This is a genomic window from Wolbachia endosymbiont (group B) of Melanostoma mellinum (genome assembly GCF_947251465.1).
Lineage (GTDB): Bacteria > Pseudomonadota > Alphaproteobacteria > Rickettsiales > Anaplasmataceae > Wolbachia.
Map to the genome: position 1 here is coordinate 1,701,257 of NZ_OX366366.1, position 21,106 is coordinate 1,722,362.

Consider the following 21,106-nt stretch of genomic DNA (forward strand, 5'->3'; position numbering starts at 1 on the left):
TTTAATTTGTGAATCTTACCTGATTTTATAATACAGTTCATCACTTTTCCTTAACTTAATGGCAGTGGGGACATTATCGACCTTTGGGCAGCTGTGCATAGAAAGAATGCAAGGACAGAGTTTCCTGAGGTAATGGCTTCAATAAGTGAATGGCTCGGAAATAATAAAAAATACAGAGAGAAACAATATGTTGATGAAGACTTTGAGAAATTCATTACCCAAAGTTGGAATTATTATGATGAAAATGGTCAGGTGATTGTAAAAGTTTATCGTTCTGATCCTCCTGGAAAGAAAAAAGTATACAAGCCTTTTGATATCAAACAATCTAAGTTTGCATCACCAGAAATAAGGCCTCTATATAATATTCCAGAAATCTTAAAGTCTGATAAAATTGTTCTGGTGGAAGGGGAAAAATGTGCAGAAGCGCTGATAGAGAAGGGAATAACTGCAACAACAGCGATGTCTGGAGCAAATGCACCTATTGAGAAAACTGATTGGACTCCGCTAAAAGGTAAACACATTATTATATGGCCAGATAATGATGAAGCAGGTAAGAAATACGCAAAAAATGCTGAAGAAAAGCTTTTAGAAATCGGAGTTGAATCACTTGTTGTTCTTAATATTCCACAAAATAAAACAAAAGGTTGGGATGCTGCTGATTGTGTAGAGGAAGGAATAAATGTTAAAGAATTTTTAGCTTCAACTGCACTTACTACTAATACTCTAAGTACAAAAAGTTTGATTTCATTTTCTGCAAGGCAATACTTTAACGATAAATCACCGATGCCAGAAGATATAGTTGCTCCTCGAATTTTAACTCCAAGTGGACTTTTAGTGTTTGCTGGAGCACCTAAAGTAGGAAAAAGTGACTTTTTAATTTCTTGGCTAATTTACATGGCAGCAGGAGTTCAATTTCTTGATATGGTACCTAAAAGGCCTTTAAGAATCTTTTATCTTCAAACTGAAATTGGCTACCACTATATGCGTGAACGTCTACAGCAACTAAAAATCAATGAAGAACTGCTTGAGATTGCTTTGGATAACTTAGTCATTACACCTCAAACAAAGCTACTCTTAAATGATAATAGTATAGATGAAGTTCTTGATGAAATAAAAAAATCATTTGATTCAAATACAGTTGATATTATAGCTATTGATCCACTACGTAACGTTTTTGATGCTGGCGAGAACAGTAGTGAAAATGATAACAATGCTATGCTATTTTTCCTGCAAGAAAGAGTTGAAAAATTGAGAGCGTTAGTTAATCCGAATGCAGGAGTCATTTTAGTACATCACACGAAGAAGATGCAAAAGAAATCATTAGAAGAAGATCCTTTTCAGAGTTTCAGTGGTGCTGGTTCGTTAAGAAGCTTTTATACTACAGGAATGATAATGTTTAAGCCAGATGAACGGCAAAGTAGTCGTCAACTGATGTTTGAATTACGTAATGGTCATGCTATTCCATCAAAATGTGTTGATAAAATCGATAACTGCTGGCAAATACTTGATTATGAGTCACAGAGACTGATACATAAAGATTATGGACAAAAATTAGATGCAGAGCGTTCTCGTAGATATGATATTATACTGCAATTAATTTACGACGAGGCGAGAAATAGAGGGAAAGTATATACAATCAATACATTCTGTGAGGTATTTGAAAATAAAGCAGGTCTTGGTAGTAAAAACTCCATTCGTGAACGCATTGATGTTCTTGCTGCAAAAGGTTACATTAAGTTTAACAGGAATGATAAAAATGCTGAAAGAAGTAAGTATGGGATACTTTGTGTTGAAGATATGGAAAAGAAAGTTACAAACCAACTAAATAAGGATATTACAGTATATGAGAAGATTTTACCAACCGATTATAAATCGCCAGAATATGGCAGTATTATGCCAGTTGAAGATTCAAACATTTGGCTTTACTATAATTAGATCTCTTCTATATCATTTACAGTAATAAGGTTACTTACGAAGTATATTGATTATTTCAGACTCCAGAACTCTTCAGTCTTGGCAGAATCTGGTGCAGTTTATGAGATCTGGTACTTTCTGGTAGTAAAAAAATGCTAGATTTTCAATGGTTTAATGGTTGACAGATTTCTGAGCTGTAATCTGGTTTAGGTGGCAAAAAGCTTAGGAGTATTGAGGAGTTTTGACCAGTCTCCAGTTTCCAAAATTTCCTATTATTATATAATAATAATATAGTAGTATGACTTTAAAACATACTACTCTGTTCGGTTACTAACCAGTCTACAATAATAAGCTATGGATACGTATAAAGCTCTCTTTCAAAATTATCTGATAAAAGAAATGAAAGACAATGCTCAGAAAAAACAAATGAACCGTAATTGGATTTTAAAGCGATTCTACAACCTCAGGGTACAATTATACCACCAAGACCTAAGTTACTCACGTAGGGTAGCTTAAAACTCGATTATGAGGCATTTCTAAATTATTTCTTGCTTTAAAGTTTTACTTGTTATAAAAAAACCCTTATTGTACCCTATCACGCTTTTTATTCGTTGTAAAACATTTTTTTCAAAAAAGTGAAAAGTTTTTGTAATTTAGGTGAAACAAGAGCTGGTTTTGGAGGTCTTATTGAGATATAACGACTTTTATCTAAAATTCTTAAGTTGAGTCTTTAGGTAATCTCTATAAATAATTTGTAAATGAAGCTAAAGGAAAAAAGTTGCTGCCATAAACATAAGCTACAAAACCCTCTCAATAGTTCAAGATGGAGACAAAGATCTAAATTTATTTATTTACGTCTCCAATTTTATCTAGTATAACGGAGACAAAGATTTATATTTCGTATTTTATGTCTCCATCATTTATTGGTAGGCAAACTGAGTTAAAACAACTACTGGAGCTTACAGAAAAAAATACTGCATCTTTTGTAGTAGTCAAAGGAAGGCGTCGTATAGGAAAAAGTCGTTTAATTCAAGAGTTTGGTAAGTATTTTGAACAATATTACTCCTTTATAGGTTTGCCACCAGAAAAGCATACTACAATGTCCTACCAACTTAATGAATTTTCTAGACAAGTTGCTAGACAATTTAATACATCTTTTGCTAGGTATGATGACTGGAGCGATTTACTATGGGCAGTTGGTGAACGTCTACTATCAGGGAAAATACTATTGTTATTTGATGAGATTTCTTGGATGGGCTCAAAGGATCCAACCTTTTTAGGCAAAATAAAAAATTTTTGGGATACACAGCTAAAAAATAATAACAAACTAATTTTCGTTATTTGTGGATCAGCTTCATCATGGATCGAGAAAAATATACTTAGTAGTACTGGCTTCGTAGGAAGAATATCGTTAACTTTAACACTCGGAGAATTATCACTTTCTGATTGCAACGAATTTTGGCCAAAAAATATTTCAGCATATGAAAAGTTCAAGGTGCTTGCAGTAACTGGCGGAATTCCAAAGTATTTAGAAGAGGTAAATTTTAAGCATAGCGCTGAAGAAAATATTAAAAGGCTTTGTTTTACAAAAGGTGGGTTTTTAGTTGAAGAATTTAATCAAATATTCTCAGATTTATTCATGCGAAAAACGGCTTTTTATAAGCAAATAGTCAGAGCTCTTTCTACTGGAGCTAAAGAACAAGAAGAAATTTGTGCTACTTTAAATATCGTAAGACATGGACGCATTTCTGAGTATCTGTATGAACTTGAGCTTGCTGGTTTTATTGCAAAGGATCATACTTGGAGTATAAAAACGGGTACTGATTCACGACTCAGGAGGTACAGACTTCAAGATAATTATTTAAGGTTTTATCTAAAATATATCGAAAAAGATCTAGGAAAAATTAGTCGTGACACCTATTCTATAGGGTTCTTACCAGAGTGGTATACAATTATTGGGCTTCAATTTGAAAATTTGGTGCTGAACAATAGAAAGAGTATACATAATATCTTAGGAATTGATGGAATAATAAGCGAGAATCCATTTTTTCAGAAAAGAACGCGTAATAGTGCAGGTTGTCAAATTGATTATATGATTCAAACGAAGTTTAACACTCTCTACATTTGCGAAATCAAATTTTCAAAAGATAAAATTGGTCATTCAATAATACAAGAGGTACAAAAGAAAATAGATGCACTAAATCGTCCAAAAGGCTTTTCATGTCGTCCAGTCCTTATCCACGTCAATGATGTAAGTGATGATGTTATAGATAGTGATTACTTTTCAAACATAATTGATTTTGGAAAATTATTAAATTGTAAGTAATATTTTTCCTGACTTAAACAATGGTAGTTTCTACAGTTATTCTTAAATTCATAGAGTTTGCTAACATTAGTATCTTTAGCTTTACAAAAAGGGGATGGAGCCAAAACAATCTCTCTGCTGCAACATAATTCTTTAAACCATTTAAAGGGCTATTATAGCGTTATTGATGATCTAGATAGGGGGATCAAAAGCTCGTGTAGTCTCCTCTCAACTCAAATAGTAAGGTGTCTAGGAGGTCGGACTTACGTTTAGTGGGTTCTTAAAGTTTAGGCTCTCTTTAATTCTTTTGGTAATTTAAAATTATTTTAACTTTTTTTCAAAAAATCCCGGAAAAAGTAGTAAGAAATCCGGTATATATTTAGTATAGGGGCATTGAGTGTAGATGTGCTTCAAACAGAAAAGTTGGAAAACAGAAAGCAAAAGAAATCTAGGCTTTTACGTAATTGAGAATTTATATTTTTTTAAATAAGGCAAAAACTGTGTTTTAAAGCTAGATATGGCTTTAGGGAAAAAACTATCACTGCTCACCAAAGAACGTCTATAATAGCCTTTAAACTCAAATAAAGTATCCGTTCAGAGGTGTGGTTTAAGAAACAACAGCTAGCAGGTTTTGAAAAGGGTTTAATTCCTTTTGTTTCCAAGTCAGATACAACGAAATTATCCGCTCAAGAAATCTATTCCCTCGCTCTGACTGTGCAAAATATGAATTCTTACGATAGACAACATAATGCCGTATCTGTCGCTCAACATGGTTATTCGTTAATGGAATATTCTCTGGGTCATCCAAAAATGTCCACATCATTGACTCGGATTTTATAATACCCTTTACCGTTCGTGAAGCTCCTTTTGCTTCAAGTATATAAGATATTTTTATCATGCAGTACTGTATGTATCTTCGTAATTCTTTAGCTTGCTTAGTGAACTTTGAAATACTAATTTCATTTTCTGACAAAGCGTTTTTTAATACAAACAATCCATTAGCTGCGTCTTTTAAACAATGGCCAAGTCTCATTACTTCACTATTCCAACTATGAGATAACCTCTCGAAATTTCTCAATAAGTGAGCCCAACAAATTTGTCGTTTTTCATCACTGAAGTGGTTGTAAACTGCATATCTGTCAGTAATTACCAGGTTTTTGTAATCACAAAATGCACTATTCTTTAAAAATTTCATTCCTCTTGTATCTGCTAACTTCATAAGACTTGCTTTATTGTTGGCAAACATCCAGCACCATCCCAATTTGCCTTTGTTGTAGTGACTGGTTTCATCAATATGCAAAATTTCGCTTGCTTTTATTTCTTCCTCTATTTGTTCATAGGCTTCTTTACATTTTGACGAAACCCTTGCTTCACTATTGGACACACTACCAACACTTATACTCATGTTAAAGATGTCTTTCATAATATTCGCTATTTCTCGCTTTGAATTCTTATAAAACCCACTTAGTGATGCAACTACTGACTTAACTCTAGGACCAAAGGTATCCGGTGTAACTCCTTCTGGTAATTTGCTACTCCTTCTTTTTCCGCATTTACGACAGCGACCATGTTCTAATTGATACTCAACTACGTAAGGCTTAATTTCTGGTAAATCAACTTTTTGATAGACATATGGTTTTTCCGATATTGCGATTTCTTCACCACACTCGCATCTATTTGGTAACTCTACCTTCACCACCTCATCTGCTTCCATTTTAGCTCGGCAATTCCCCTTATGTCCAACTTGACCACCTATCTTCCTGCCGCCCTCTGACTTATCTTCTGGTGTGTCTTTTTTTATTTTGTACAGCTCTTTTGAACTTGGTAAAGATGAATTCCTTGAGTTTAAGCCGAGTCTCTCTCTTAGTTCAGCATTCTCTATTTCTAAGATTTTATTTTTTTCTTCAAGCTTTGCTACTTTCTGCTCTAAGTTTTTACATAACTCTACAATACTGATCAACAATTGAAGCATCTAGCCTTACTTTACTATCAACATTTTGTGTTATTACTACTTTAATATATTATGTCAATTGTTTTTTATCCTTGCCACACCTCTGAACGGATACCAAATAAAAGGTATCCGTTCAGAGGTGTGGTTTAAGAAACAACAGCTAGCAGGTTTTGAAAAGGGTTTAATTCCTTTTGTTTCCAAGTCAGATACAACGAAATTATCCGCTCAAGAAATCTATTCCCTCGCTCTGACTGTGCAAAATATGAATTCTTACGATAGACAACATAATGCCGTATCTGTCGCTCAACATGGTTATTCGTTAATGGAATATTCTCTGGGTCATCCAAAAATGTCCACATCATTGACTCGGATTTTATAATACCCTTTACCGTTCGTGAAGCTCCTTTTGCTTCAAGTATATAAGATATTTTTATCATGCAGTACTGTATGTATCTTCGTAATTCTTTAGCTTGCTTAGTGAACTTTGAAATACTAATTTCATTTTCTGACAAAGCGTTTTTTAATACAAACAATCCATTAGCTGCGTCTTTTAAACAATGGCCAAGTCTCATTACTTCACTATTCCAACTATGAGATAACCTCTCGAAATTTCTCAATAAGTGAGCCCAACAAATTTGTCGTTTTTCATCACTGAAGTGGTTGTAAACTGCATATCTGTCAGTAATTACCAGGTTTTTGTAATCACAAAATGCACTATTCTTTAAAAATTTCATTCCTCTTGTATCTGCTAACTTCATAAGACTTGCTTTATTGTTGGCAAACATCCAGCACCATCCCAATTTGCCTTTGTTGTAGTGACTGGTTTCATCAATATGCAAAATTTCGCTTGCTTTTATTTCTTCCTCTATTTGTTCATAGGCTTCTTTACATTTTGACGAAACCCTTGCTTCACTATTGGACACACTACCAACACTTATACTCATGTTAAAGATGTCTTTCATAATATTCGCTATTTCTCGCTTTGAATTCTTATAAAACCCACTTAGTGATGCAACTACTGACTTAACTCTAGGACCAAAGGTATCCGGTGTAACTCCTTCTGGTAATTTGCTACTCCTTCTTTTTCCGCATTTACGACAGCGACCATGTTCTAATTGATACTCAACTACGTAAGGCTTAATTTCTGGTAAATCAACTTTTTGATAGACATATGGTTTTTCCGATATTGCGATTTCTTCACCACACTCGCATCTATTTGGTAACTCTACCTTCACCACCTCATCTGCTTCCATTTTAGCTCGGCAATTCCCCTTATGTCCAACTTGACCACCTATCTTCCTGCCGCCCTCTGACTTATCTTCTGGTGTGTCTTTTTTTATTTTGTACAGCTCTTTTGAACTTGGTAAAGATGAATTCCTTGAGTTTAAGCCGAGTCTCTCTCTTAGTTCAGCATTCTCTATTTCTAAGATTTTATTTTTTTCTTCAAGCTTTGCTACTTTCTGCTCTAAGTTTTTACATAACTCTACAATACTGATCAACAATTGAAGCATCTAGCCTTACTTTACTATCAACATTTTGTGTTATTACTACTTTAATATATTATGTCAATTGTTTTTTATCCTTGCCACACCTCTGAACGGATACAATAAAAGTATCCGTTCAGAGGTGTGGTTTAAGAAACAACAGCTAGCAGGTTTTGAAAAGGGTTTAATTCCTTTTGTTTCCAAGTCAGATACAACGAAATTATCCGCTCAAGAAATCTATTCCCTCGCTCTGACTGTGCAAAATATGAATTCTTACGATAGACAACATAATGCCGTATCTGTCGCTCAACATGGTTATTCGTTAATGGAATATTCTCTGGGTCATCCAAAAATGTCCACATCATTGACTCGGATTTTATAATACCCTTTACCGTTCGTGAAGCTCCTTTTGCTTCAAGTATATAAGATATTTTTATCATGCAGTACTGTATGTATCTTCGTAATTCTTTAGCTTGCTTAGTGAACTTTGAAATACTAATTTCATTTTCTGACAAAGCGTTTTTTAATACAAACAATCCATTAGCTGCGTCTTTTAAACAATGGCTAAGTCTCATTACTTCACTATTCCAACTATGAGATAACCTCTCGAAATTTCTCAATAAGTGAGCCCAACAAATTTGTCGTTTTTCATCACTGAAGTGGTTGTAAACTGCATATCTGTCAGTAATTACCAGGTTTTTGTAATCACAAAATGCACTATTCTTTAAAAATTTCATTCCTCTTGTATCTGCTAACTTCATAAGACTTGCTTTATTGTTGGCAAACATCCAGCACCATCCCAATTTGCCTTTGTTGTAGTGACTGGTTTCATCAATATGCAAAATTTCGCTTGCTTTTATTTCTTCCTCTATTTGTTCATAGGCTTCTTTACATTTTGACGAAACCCTTGCTTCACTATTGGACACACTACCAACACTTATACTCATGTTAAAGATGTCTTTCATAATATTCGCTATTTCTCGCTTTGAATTCTTATAAAACCCACTTAGTGATGCAACTACTGACTTAACTCTAGGACCAAAGGTATCCGGTGTAACTCCTTCTGGTAATTTGCTACTCCTTCTTTTTCCGCATTTACGACAGCGACCATGTTCTAATTGATACTCAACTACGTAAGGCTTAATTTCTGGTAAATCAACTTTTTGATAGACATATGGTTTTTCCGATATTGCGATTTCTTCACCACACTCGCATCTATTTGGTAACTCTACCTTCACCACCTCATCTGCTTCCATTTTAGCTCGGCAATTCCCCTTATGTCCAACTTGACCACCTATCTTCCTGCCGCCCTCTGACTTATCTTCTGGTGTGTCTTTTTTTATTTTGTACAGCTCTTTTGAACTTGGTAAAGATGAATTCCTTGAGTTTAAGCCGAGTCTCTCTCTTAGTTCAGCATTCTCTATTTCTAAGATTTTATTTTTTTCTTCAAGCTTTGCTACTTTCTGCTCTAAGTTTTTACATAACTCTACAATACTGATCAACAATTGAAGCATCTAGCCTTACTTTACTATCAACATTTTGTGTTATTACTACTTTAATATATTATGTCAATTGTTTTTTATCCTTGCCACACCTCTGAACGGATACGATTTTTTCACTTTCAACCAGAGTTAGGAAGCATAAATAATTTACTTTCTCAGAGCCTTGGGCACTTACGTAGCCGCTCTCGGGATATGGTAAGAAAAAATCCATATGCAGCAAATATCATTGATACAATAGTAAGTAACTCTATTGGAACAGGAATAAAACCGCAATCAAAAGCAAAGAATGCAGAATTTAGAAAGAAAGTGCAAGAATTATGGCTAAAATGGACAGATGAAGCAGATAGCTGTGGAATAAGTGATTTTTATGGATTACAAGCTCTAGTATGCAGAAGTATGATAGAGGGAGGAGAATGTTTTGTACGTTTAAGAACGAGAAAGCTGGAAGATAGATTTTCTGTGCCATTACAACTGCAAGTACTTGAGTCTGAACATTTAGATAATAAAACAAATCAAACTTTAGGAAATGGTAATGTAATAAGAAACGGGATTGAGTTTAACAGGCTTGGGCAAAGAGAAGCATATTACCTATTTAAAGAACACCCTGGTGAAAGTACCTTTGGAGAGTCAGTAAGAGTGCCAGCAAACGACGTTTTACATATTTATAGACCATTAAGGCCTGGGCAAATCAGAGGGGAGCCTTGGCTTTCTAATATACTGCTAAAGCTCTATGAACTTGATCAATATGATGATGCAGAATTAGTGAGAAAAAAGACAGCAGCGATGTTTGCAGGGTTTATTACGAGACTCGATCCTGAGGCAAATATTTTAGGAGAAGGTGAAAGTAATGAGCAAGGAGTAGCACTATCTGGTTTAGAGCCAGGAACAATGCAGCTTTTAGACCCAGGAGAAGACATAAAATTTTCAGAACCGTCAGATCAACTATGTTTTTTAAAATTTTTTGAATTTAGTTTCATTACAACTTTTGTTTGTAATTTTGTTTTTTATTCGAGTAAAAAGTGCATTTTTGACAATAAAAACCCTAACTTAATCATAGAAAAATTTTGTATCAAACAACAGTTACTGCTTAGATCTTATGGTTAACGAATATGTGTATAAATACTTTAAATGTGTGTAGACGTATTTATCCACATATTCGTTAACCTATTTTCTATGCAGATTTTTTTAATTCACATTGACTGCTTCTTTAAGCCTCGCATTGGCAATTACTATGATTTTACGCATTAGAGCTGTCATAGCCACCATCTTCTTTTTACCTTTACCAACAAGCCTTGAATAGAAGGCACCAAGCGCAGACTTAGACCTTGAAGCAGACATCGCAGCTGTAAAAAGCTTTTCACGAACGTTGCTTCTGCCACCACTTATTCTGCGATAACCAATAGTTTTACCACTTTCTTTCGGATGAGGTGCAACTCCAGCAAGACTTGCAATTTCTCCCCTACTTACATAACCAAGTTCTGGCATTAGACACAGAAAATCTTGAGATAATTTTGCACCTATTCCTGGAACTGTTTTAAGGATTTTTTGGCGCTTTTGTAACTCTGGATTCTCATCAATAATTTTTTGTATGGTATTGTTGAGCTCATCTATCTGGCTATTAAAGAATTCAATAGTTTTCTGACAGCTTTCTTTTATATGGTCGTTTTCAGGTGCTGCAAGCCTAGATTTCTCTTGAGCTCTCATTTTTGTAATGTCATCACGACGTTGACAAAGTGCAACTAAGGTTGTTTGTTCTTTTGACATAGGTGCAAATAGAGATAGAGTACTATAGCGTTCAAACCCATACTGAGCAAGGGCTCTTGCATCTGATTGATCAGACTTTGCTAAAGTTCCATGAGATAGAACAAAGCTTTTTACTTTGCGAGTATTAGCTCGATGTACAGCAATATCTTTATCAACAAGAAAATGTGCTAAGCCAAGCTCATATTTTCCAGTGTTTTCCAGAGTTACTAAAGAATTAGGTAAGATATTTGAAAAATCTTGAAACAATTGTTGCCAGCCAGCAGTATCATTGTCGAATTCGACAGCGTTCTTCTGTTTGTGAACTGCAACAACATTTTTAAATTTTCCAATATCAATGCCAATAAAATTTTGATAAGATGTAATCATAATAACCTCGATTAGTTTTAATTAATTTAAGATTGTAAACGGGTGCATACATATGTCCCATGCAACTATTCAAACGTATCGAGAGATGGGCTAGTGTACCTTGATCCGAACGGTTATAATACCAACAGTTGGTCGGTCGCACACGCCCGTGATAACTCTATTCCTATAGTGAGTAGGGTTATCTTCCCTCTTATCTCCTTTATATCATATTTTTAACTTACAAAGAGTTGGAGATTCAATATCTTGTGGTTCTAAAGTAATAAGTGGTAGTAGTAATGTTTTTTCAGGATAAAAATAAACCATCTGCTATACTTACCAAAAATAAAGTTATGAACATGGATATAACTATTAGCCTATTAGGAGACATTAGTAATTTAATAGATAGAGCAAAGAATCATCTTTCTGTTCAATTCAACTCTACTCTAGTATTGTTAAACTGGGAAATTGGCTCCAGAATTGATCAAGATATTCTAAAGCACAAACGCGCAGATTATGGGAAGCAAATCATCTCCCAACTTGCAAAAGAACTTCAGATTAAATATGGACGTGGGTTTGATAGAGCGTCATTATTTCGTATGGTGCAATTTTCTAAATTCTTTCCTGATCAAGAGATTGTCGCGACACTGTCACAACAATTGAGTTGGTCACATTTTGTAGAAATTATTGCAATTTCTGATGAGCTGAAGCGTAATTATTATATAGAAATGTGTCGTATTGAAAGGTGGAGTGTTAGGGCACTACGTAGTAAAATCGATACTATGTTGTATGAACGTACAGCACTAGCAAAAAAACCTGAAGATTTCATAAGAAGGAGTATAAAAAATTTACGTGAAGAAAATATGTTAGCACCAGAATTCATTTTTCATGACCCATACTTCCTTAGCTTCATGGAATTGCCATCAAGTTATAGTGAGACTGATCTAGAAAATATAATCTTGGATGAATTGACAAAGTTTTTACAAGAGTTTGGGAATGATTTTTGTTTTGTAACACGTCAAAAAAGGATGAGTACTAAAACAACTGACAGGTATTTGGACCTGCTATTTTTTCACAGAGGATTAAAACGCCTTATAGCAATAGAACTAAAAATAGGTCGCTTTGAACCAGCTTATAAAGGACAGATGGAATGGTATTTAAATTGGTTAGATAAAAATGAACGAAAAGCAGGTGAAGAAAAACCGTTAGGGATTATTTTATGTGCTGATAAGGATCAAGAGGATATAGAATATCTTGAACTCGAAGGCTCTAATATTCATGTTGCACAGTATTTAACACAGCTTCCTTCTAAAGAAATTCTTGAAAAGAAGTTAAGAAAGGCTATTTCTATAGCACGTGAAAAACATGCAAGTATTCAGTCAGAGCCATGAAAAATATATGCGAGGAATGGATGCTAAAACGGGAAAAGCTCTTGAAGGAATAGAGCACTTAAAGCAGTCGATAATTGATATACTGACCACTCCTATTAACAGTAGAATAATGAAGAGAGATTATGGGTCAAGACTATTTGAATTAGTAGATAAGCCAATAAATAGAGATTTAACTTTGGAAATCTATGCAGCAACAGCAGAAGCACTGGGGAAATTTGAGAAGAGATTTAAGTTAGAAAAAGTAAAGATTGCTGAAGCTAAAGAAGGAAAAATGACTCTTGTACTTGAAGGTATGTATCTTTCAGAAGGCAAATTCATAGGTATTAGTGGAATAGTTGTTTAGAAATGCAGACATCTAATATTATTGAAAAACTAAGCTATGAGGAAATCTTTTCCAGAATGAAGGAGGAGTTAGTGTGTAGAGATGAAACCTTTTCAGCGTTAGTAGAATCCGATCCAGCGATAAAGATTCTGGAGGTAGCAGCCTGGCGAGAACTTTTGCTCAGACAAAGGATGAACGAAGCAGTAAAGAGTAATTTACTGAAATTTGCAAGGGGAGAAGATCTTGATAATTTGGCTGAATTTTATGGAGTAGAGAGGCAGAAAGAAGAAGATGATGAACGATTTAGAAAAAGAATTAAAGCAAAAATAGTGGGCTCAAGCACGTGTGGAAGCAAAGAACACTATCGATATCATGCACTGTCAGCAGATAGTAGAGTAAAAGATGCACTAGTGGAATCAACTATACCAGGGAAAGTACAAATTTCAATCTTATCAACACAATTATCCACAACTGGCATAGTGTCAGAAGAGCTACTAGAAATTGTAAAAAAGCAGGTTACTAGAGATGATATAAGGGTTTTAACAGATACGATAACAGTAATTGGTTGCAATATTACGGAAATAGATATTCACAGCAGAATGAGCATAAGTCCTGTAATATCGAAGGAGGAAATCAAGAAGCAGTTTATTGAGAAGTTTGAAGCAAATAGAAGGCTGGGATGGAATGTTACAAGATCATGGATAATAGCCAATTTATTTGTAGATGGTGTAGAAAACGTAGAATTAATCGAGCCAAAAGAGGATGTTGTAGTATTGGGGAATGAGTGTGCAGTGCTTGGCCATGTCAAGTTAGATAGGATTTAAAACGTATTTTTTTGTTTTGTGCCAGTGAGGGGATTGCGTGCAATAAGTGGTTTACTGGATCCAATGTTAGGAAGAAGAAAGTATTGATTTTCTTCCAGAAGTTGTAACTTGTTTTTTAAAGTATGGATAATATGGTCAAATTAACCCTCTGACATTAACATCTATTATGGAAAGTGTTTTCGATATTAAGAACATCTTTATTTTTCTGCAACGATCTCTTGGTTACTCATAAGCTACCTAAATAAAGGAAATTAAAGCAACTTGAAAGAAAAGACAAGTATCCGTTCAGAGGTGTGGCAAGGATAAAAAACAATTGACATAATATATTAAAGTAGTAATAACACAAAATGTTGATAGTAAAGTAAGGCTAGATGCTTCAATTGTTGATCAGTATTGTAGAGTTATGTAAAAACTTAGAGCAGAAAGTAGCAAAGCTTGAAGAAAAAAATAAAATCTTAGAAATAGAGAATGCTGAACTAAGAGAGAGACTCGGCTTAAACTCAAGGAATTCATCTTTACCAAGTTCAAAAGAGCTGTACAAAATAAAAAAAGACACACCAGAAGATAAGTCAGAGGGCGGCAGGAAGATAGGTGGTCAAGTTGGACATAAGGGGAATTGCCGAGCTAAAATGGAAGCAGATGAGGTGGTGAAGGTAGAGTTACCAAATAGATGCGAGTGTGGTGAAGAAATCGCAATATCGGAAAAACCATATGTCTATCAAAAAGTTGATTTACCAGAAATTAAGCCTTACGTAGTTGAGTATCAATTAGAACATGGTCGCTGTCGTAAATGCGGAAAAAGAAGGAGTAGCAAATTACCAGAAGGAGTTACACCGGATACCTTTGGTCCTAGAGTTAAGTCAGTAGTTGCATCACTAAGTGGGTTTTATAAGAATTCAAAGCGAGAAATAGCGAATATTATGAAAGACATCTTTAACATGAGTATAAGTGTTGGTAGTGTGTCCAATAGTGAAGCAAGGGTTTCGTCAAAATGTAAAGAAGCCTATGAACAAATAGAGGAAGAAATAAAAGCAAGCGAAATTTTGCATATTGATGAAACCAGTCACTACAACAAAGGCAAATTGGGATGGTGCTGGATGTTTGCCAACAATAAAGCAAGTCTTATGAAGTTAGCAGATACAAGAGGAATGAAATTTTTAAAGAATAGTGCATTTTGTGATTACAAAAACCTGGTAATTACTGACAGATATGCAGTTTACAACCACTTCAGTGATGAAAAACGACAAATTTGTTGGGCTCACTTATTGAGAAATTTCGAGAGGTTATCTCATAGTTGGAATAGTGAAGTAATGAGACTTAGCCATTGTTTAAAAGACGCAGCTAATGGATTGTTTGTATTAAAAAACGCTTTGTCAGAAAATGAAATTAGTATTTCAAAGTTCACTAAGCAAGCTAAAGAATTACGAAGATACATACAGTACTGCATGATAAAAATATCTTATATACTTGAAGCAAAAGGAGCTTCACGAACGGTAAAGGGTATTATAAAATCCGAGTCAATGATGTGGACATTTTTGGATGACCCAGAGAATATTCCATTAACGAATAACCATGTTGAGCGACAGATACGGCATTATGTTGTCTATCGTAAGAATTCATATTTTGCACAGTCAGAGCGAGGGAATAGATTTCTTGAGCGGATAATTTCGTTGTATCTGACTTGGAAACAAAAGGAATTAAACCCTTTTCAAAACCTGCTAGCTGTTGTTTCTTAAACCACACCTCTGAACGGATACCATTGAACTTCTAAAAGGGTGTCAGCTACTTGGATGACATCATTATAGAGTACAAAAGCATCAGCCCCTTTTCTCCAATATCAGCTACTGACATTTGCTAACTCAACAATTCAAAAAAATCTATCAATTAAAAAGGAGGACATTATGTCTACAATAATTTTATCATCAATTTTAAGTAAAGCGGGCAGTATTTTTGGGCCAATTGGCCAGATTGTTGGCTCAGAACTCGGTGCTCTGCTTGGTGCACAGCTTGATAATGCAATATTTGGTCTTGGTGCCGAGCAAAAGATAACGCATGGGGCGAGGCTGAAAAATCTGCAAGTTCAAACCTCAACTTATGGCAAAGCAATTCCAATTATCTATGGCACTGCTCGTGTTGCAGGGAACATTATTTGGTCACAGCCAATAAAAGAGGAGGCGATAACTACCAAAATCGGAAGAGGTATAAATGTTGCGTACAACTACTATGCAACGCTTGCAATTGCAATCTGCAAGGGGAAAGTGGAAAAATTAAATAGGATCTGGGCGAATACAAAATCGCTTAGTTTTGATGAAATAGACTATACTTTTTACCACGGCAGAGAAGACCAGAACCCTATGTCATCAATTGAAGGTGAGAAGAGTCTGCCAGCTTATAGAGGAATATCTTATATAGTTATCAAAAATTTCCCTCTAACGGACTATAACAATCGCGTCCCGGTGTTTACATTTGAAGTGCAAACTGCATTAAAATCAAGTGGATTTTCAGTGGCAAAGAATATTCGGAATATCAATATCATACCAGGTTCAGGTGAGTTTGTGTATGATACGAAAATACAGAAGAAAATTGCGCGAGAAAGAATAAGCAGTAGCCAATATATTCCCTATGGACCGGCACAAAGAGTAAATCACAATAATCACACAAAAAAGAGCGATGCTATGCTTTCTTTAGACCAATTGAAGGAAAGTTTACCAAATGTTGAATGGGCATCGGTAGTGGTTAATTGGTTTGCAAGCAGTTTAAATATCAAAGATTGTAAAATATATCCTGCAGTTGAATTTCAAGATGATTCTGCGATAGTGCCTGATGATTGGCAAGTGGGAAATATAACCAGAGATAATGCCCAGCTCATTTCAAAGGATGATGATGGTAATCCAAGGTATGGTGGTACAGTTAGCGATGCAGCACTAATAAGATATATAGAAGAGCTGCATAGCAGAGGTTATAAGGTGATGCTCTATCCAATGCTCTTGCTTGACACAAAAAACAAAGAGTGGCGAGGAAAATTGAGCGGTACTCCTCAGGATATAAGTGATTTTTTTGAGAATCAGTACAACAAATTCATAGAGCATTACACGAGCATTGCCAAACAAACTAAAGTGGAAGGGTTTATAATCGGGTCTGAGTTTGCTCAGCTTACCAGAGTAAAAGATGTAGAGGGTAACTATCCTGCAGTAGCAGAGCTAGTTAAAGTTGCAAAGCAAGTAAAACTTCAGCTTGGAAAAGAAGTAAACGTAACTTACGCTGCCGATTGGAGCGAATATCATTCATATGATGGTTGGTATAATATGGATGAACTTTGGTCTTCACAGTTCATCGATGTTATTGGCATAGATGCTTATTTTCCACTCACCGATGGTCCAGAACCTCCTTTTGGCTATTCCGCTAAAGATGTAACGGGTGGTTGGAGCAGTGGAGTAGGGTATGATTATTTTTACGATTACTCAAAAAGTGATCCTGAGAAAATAAAGTATAATGACAGCGAATATGCGTGGAAAAATATCGAGAAATGGTGGAGTGAAGTTCATGTAAATCCAGGTGGTAGTAAAACAAAATGGCAACCAAAAATGAAGAAAATATGGTTTACCGAATATGGATTTCCCAGTATGAACGGCTGCACTAATGAGCCCAATGTGTTTGTTGATAAAGGTAGTATAGAGAGTAAATATCCACGATACTCAAACGGAGAGGTGAGCTTTCTTTCGCAGAAAACTGCAATCGAAGGAACATTAAAAAAGTGGCAAAGCTCAGAAATGGTGGAGAAAATGTTCCTCTGGGCGTGGGATGCAAGGCCATTTCCTTATTTTCCCAACTTGTGTGATATGTGGACTGACTGCCATAATTGGCAAACAGGGCACTGGATTCAGGGAAAAATTTCACAACTTAATGTTTCCGATGTTTTGTCTGATCTGTTGCAAAAGGTAGGTCTCAAAGGCGATCAGTTTGATACAAGTGATGTTAAAGGATTACTATCTGGGTATGTAATAAATGATCAGCAACCCGTACGCTCAATTATTAAAATGCTGCGAAGGTGCTATTTTTTTGATGTGGTTGAACAGAACTCAAAACTGAAATTTATTCAAAAGGGCAGGGGAGTGAAAACTGAAATACCAATTGGCGAGATGGTTACCAATAACGTTGCAAAACTTGTTAATATTAGTCAGCTAGATTTAAATAGTAAAGTCAATGTTGTCTATTTTAACCGCAATTTTGGCTATCCAATTGATGTGAAATATGCTGAACTGCCAAAGCAGGGCAATGCTGCAACAGTTGAAATACCTCTCATTATGGAGGAAGGGGAGGCGCAAAATATAGCTGAAGTTTTACTTTATTCTTCGTGGCAAGAGAGAAATGTATACAACTTTAAGCTCCCGATAAAATATGCATGGCTTTTACCAAGTGATGTCATAGCAATTTCAGATGGCGAGAAAAGACATACGATGAGAATTATAAAAACAAAGTTTGAAAGCATGTCCATTCAAGTAATGGGAGTTGGTTATGATCCCTCTATATACAAGCTCTCCTTTCCTTCAACAAGATCACTTATGCTTAAAGAATACCCTCCTTCTCGCGTCAGTAAATCTATCGTAGAAATGATAGATTTACCGCATATTAAAGGTAATATCGCAAGTTTTACTTTAATTAGTGAAGAGGAAGGTTGGAAAGGAGAAACACTTTTTATTTCGTATGATGATAAAGATTATAAGCCTATCGCAAGTGCAAATATACAATCTACTTACGGATATATAATGGAATCTAGCAATGAGGAAATTGTAGTAGTATTACGCTTTGGCAAGCTGGATGCAACTGCATCAGCACTCGTTGGCAAAGAGATAATAAAATTCCAAAATGCTGAGCTTATAGGTAAAAACAAATATAAGCTTAGTGACCTAATTAGAGAACAAGAGGGTACTAAGAAATATGAACACACCTCAGGTGAAAAATTTATTCTACTTGATGATTCAATAATTTCTTTTGAAGTGCAAAAAGGGAGAAAGTTTTATCTTAAGGCAGTCACTTACGGTGATTCATTAGATAATACGGAAACAAAAATTGTAAACTGAGAGAGCGTAAGTGAAATCTTAATGTCTACTTGCATTTTATTAAAAAATCTACTATATTATAAACATAGCAATATAGTAAGGTAAAATAATGATCGGTAATGTAAAAAAATTATCAAATGAAGCGCCAATAATACTAACATGGGTGTCAAGAGTACATGGTGCATCTTTACCAGATGGTAAAAACAGTGACCTTAATTACTTAGATATAATAAAAAATCATAAATTAATAAATAAAGAAGAGAGGGATATATATTTGATTATCAACGGTCCTGGATTCAAAGAAAATCAAATAGATGATTTAAAATGTAAACTGAAAGGAATTGAAGGAGTACATGTTATAGACTTGCATCAGTATGACTGGAGCGAAATAGATCAAGGATGGAAGATAGATGGTAAAGATACTAGTATCAAAGATTTCTTTAGAGATATGTATAACATGACAGATGAACAAAGAACATACTTTGCTGTTGAAATAGATACTTTTAGATTAGTTGCTCTGGCACTCTTAAAGCAGTTTACAGGACACGAAGGTGGGATATATATAGATTTTGATTCTTTAAAAGCCATTGACTCTCATATAGGGAAGGATATAACAATTCCTGAGGGAATTTTATTAGGGCAAGTTACTGCACATGTTAATCAAGAGACCGGCAAAATTATTAAAACGGATTTAAATAATGATCTGATTGCAGTAAGTTGTCCACATATAGCGATTAATATTTTATCTCAATATAAAAGCGCAATACTGAGTCAAGAAAAAATGTGCTATGAGTTAGCAGAGCGTTTATCTAATTTTGTGAAAAAAGAAAAACTACGGTTTTTTGCTATTTATAAAGGGTTGGGAGAGAAACAGCTGTTAGATGATGAAGCGAAGAAAAAAGGGAAGAGTGTTATAGAGGAATTAGATAAGATAGAGCACAAAATAGTTGATCTAAGAAATGGTAAGATAAGAGAACTATATGATCCGCTAGTCTGTCATTATTCTAGGTATCGTGAAATAGGTTTAAATTTAGGTCAATTTTATACCGTGGAAGTAGTCCGTAATGAATTGATCGGTCAAGACGAAAGCAAACTAGGGCTATTTTTTTTCGAAAAGAACAATGGCAATTACGTTTGTACAATAAATGGTGACCTATCCTGGATGAAGGGAAAAGATCTATACCATGAACGAGTAGATAACAAGCTAGAAGAAGCAGAAGTAGACAGGGTAGCAATGCGCTTGCATAACAGTTGTTAAAGATAGAAAGTCCTTTAAAGCAAAGGTTCTAAATAATTGACAGTCAATAAAATATAATACTAGTATTAATCTATGTGATAGAGGGAATAATATGGCAAAAAAAATAGTTAATGCATTAAAATCTGAAGTGGAAAAGCTCAAGTATGCTGATTTAAAATCTGTGCCAATAAAATCAGATTGTTGGAACTCTGGTTACAACACATATATTGACCTTGGTAGATCACACAACCTTACTATTAATGAGAAAGAAGTGCCTAATGAGCTTATTGAGAAGCTATATTCAAAACATAAAGATCTCATTTTAGAAGATGAGAATGGAAGAAAGAACTATAGTCCATTTCTTAAGCAAATTTTCATAAAAATATTTGAATATGCTGGTGCAGAAGTTCCGAGTGACTCTATCATGGAAGAATTGATAACTAACTATCATCAAGAAGGGTATAATCATTTTCTGTTTCTTCATATATTAAAGGCTCTTTCTCCATTTGGCTTGCTTGTGTTAGATTCTAGCATAACAATAACTTATAGTATGGATTGCCGTGACTCCAATTGTCTAAAATTTAATTTTAGCATGGATTGTATAAAGGTGTGCAGCAGTGATCTTGTTAATGATATTAAAACACCAGGTTTTTGCAGTTCAGTAGAATTTAAACTAAAATGTAAGGGTCGAAATGTAACATATGAAGATGGTAAAGTGCTTATTACTATTCCGAAAGAGCTGAAAAATCATAAAGCAAGTGGTAGAAATTTTTTTGATATTGCTACTGAACGTTTTCAAGAATTTTGTGAGAATTTAGGATGTAATTTTGAGACAAAAGTGGAACATAGTCTAGGTGAACCACTTAAAGTGTTAAAAGATGTAAATACATACCATGATAAGAACTTAAACTTGAACCAACAGTTAAGTAATTCAAGATAAGATATTGAGATTCGCATTTTTAAAGCTAGAAAACACATTCATTGAGAGAATAATTTCGCTACTGAAAGCA

The 21,106-nt window shown here is 34.7% G+C and carries 13 protein-coding genes and 1 pseudogene; 10 read left to right on the forward strand and 4 right to left on the reverse strand.

Translation table 11 applies throughout. From position 1 onward, the window contains the following. The first annotated feature begins 93 nt into the window (after positions 1–93). Together OPR42_RS07940 and OPR42_RS07945 are read left to right on the forward strand one after the other, a co-directional pair. Complete coding sequence (locus tag OPR42_RS07940) at positions 94–1,935, forward strand: AAA family ATPase (RefSeq protein WP_265042266.1); 1,842 nt, start codon at positions 94–96, stop codon at positions 1,933–1,935. An 886-nt stretch (positions 1,936–2,821) separates the two neighbouring features. Continuing rightward, on the forward strand, positions 2,822–4,240 hold the full coding sequence (locus OPR42_RS07945; RefSeq protein WP_265042267.1) for an AAA family ATPase: 1,419 nt from the start codon (positions 2,822–2,824) through the stop codon (positions 4,238–4,240). 586 nt (positions 4,241–4,826) lie between these two features. Here OPR42_RS07945 and tnpC (OPR42_RS07950) read toward each other — a convergent pair. From tnpC (OPR42_RS07950) to tnpC (OPR42_RS07960), 3 genes are all read right to left on the reverse strand, one after another. Further along, positions 4,827–6,179, reverse strand: a complete 1,353-nt coding sequence (gene tnpC, locus OPR42_RS07950; RefSeq protein ID WP_264330462.1) for an IS66 family transposase — start codon at positions 6,177–6,179, stop codon at positions 4,827–4,829. A 137-nt stretch (positions 6,180–6,316) separates the two neighbouring features. Beyond that, positions 6,317–7,669 (reverse strand): IS66 family transposase, encoded by a 1,353-nt coding sequence (gene tnpC, locus OPR42_RS07955; RefSeq protein WP_264330462.1) that lies wholly within the window; start codon positions 7,667–7,669, stop codon positions 6,317–6,319. Between the two features lie 134 nt (positions 7,670–7,803). Beyond that, positions 7,804–9,156 carry an IS66 family transposase gene (gene tnpC / locus OPR42_RS07960; protein ID WP_265042338.1) on the reverse strand — a complete coding sequence of 451 codons (1,353 nt, stop codon included), beginning with the start codon at positions 9,154–9,156 and terminating at the stop codon, positions 7,804–7,806. A gap of 105 nt (positions 9,157–9,261) precedes the next feature. Between tnpC (OPR42_RS07960) and OPR42_RS07965 the strand changes: the two are divergent. Next, positions 9,262–10,095 (forward strand): annotated as a pseudogene (locus OPR42_RS07965) (phage portal protein); the annotation flags it as partial. A 246-nt stretch (positions 10,096–10,341) separates the two neighbouring features. On the opposite strand, the gene OPR42_RS07970 reads toward OPR42_RS07965, so the two are convergent. After that, positions 10,342–11,286, reverse strand: coding sequence for an IS110 family RNA-guided transposase (locus tag OPR42_RS07970; protein WP_264336326.1), 945 nt, complete (start codon positions 11,284–11,286; stop codon positions 10,342–10,344). Positions 11,287–11,549: 263 nt separating this feature from the next. On the opposite strand from OPR42_RS07970, the gene OPR42_RS07975 reads away from it, so the two are divergent. The 7 genes from OPR42_RS07975 (at position 11,550) to OPR42_RS08005 (ending at position 21,036) form a co-directional block, all read left to right on the forward strand. After that, positions 11,550–12,653 (forward strand): PDDEXK nuclease domain-containing protein, encoded by a 1,104-nt coding sequence (locus OPR42_RS07975; protein WP_265032153.1) that lies wholly within the window; start codon positions 11,550–11,552, stop codon positions 12,651–12,653. Positions 12,654–12,660: 7 nt separating this feature from the next. Further along, positions 12,661–12,996, forward strand: coding sequence for a GPW/gp25 family protein (locus tag OPR42_RS07980; RefSeq protein WP_265042389.1), 336 nt, complete (start codon positions 12,661–12,663; stop codon positions 12,994–12,996). Between the two features lie 2 nt (positions 12,997–12,998). Beyond that, positions 12,999–13,799: a baseplate assembly protein gene (locus tag OPR42_RS07985; RefSeq protein ID WP_265042268.1), complete on the forward strand. Its 801-nt coding sequence runs from the start codon at positions 12,999–13,001 to the stop codon at positions 13,797–13,799. A 383-nt stretch (positions 13,800–14,182) separates the two neighbouring features. Beyond that, the gene (tnpC, locus tag OPR42_RS07990) at positions 14,183–15,535 is read left to right on the forward strand and encodes an IS66 family transposase (protein WP_265042338.1); all 1,353 of its coding nucleotides are present in this window, start codon (positions 14,183–14,185) and stop codon (positions 15,533–15,535) included. Between the two features lie 165 nt (positions 15,536–15,700). Continuing rightward, on the forward strand, positions 15,701–18,880 hold the full coding sequence (locus OPR42_RS07995; RefSeq protein ID WP_265042269.1) for a glycoside hydrolase/phage tail family protein: 3,180 nt from the start codon (positions 15,701–15,703) through the stop codon (positions 18,878–18,880). Positions 18,881–18,968: 88 nt separating this feature from the next. Further along, a complete protein-coding gene (locus OPR42_RS08000; RefSeq protein ID WP_265042270.1) occupies positions 18,969–20,117 on the forward strand; it encodes a hypothetical protein in 1,149 nt (382 codons plus the stop codon). Between the two features lie 91 nt (positions 20,118–20,208). Next, positions 20,209–21,036, forward strand: coding sequence for a hypothetical protein (locus tag OPR42_RS08005; RefSeq protein ID WP_265042271.1), 828 nt, complete (start codon positions 20,209–20,211; stop codon positions 21,034–21,036). The last annotated feature ends 70 nt before the right edge of the window (positions 21,037–21,106 follow it).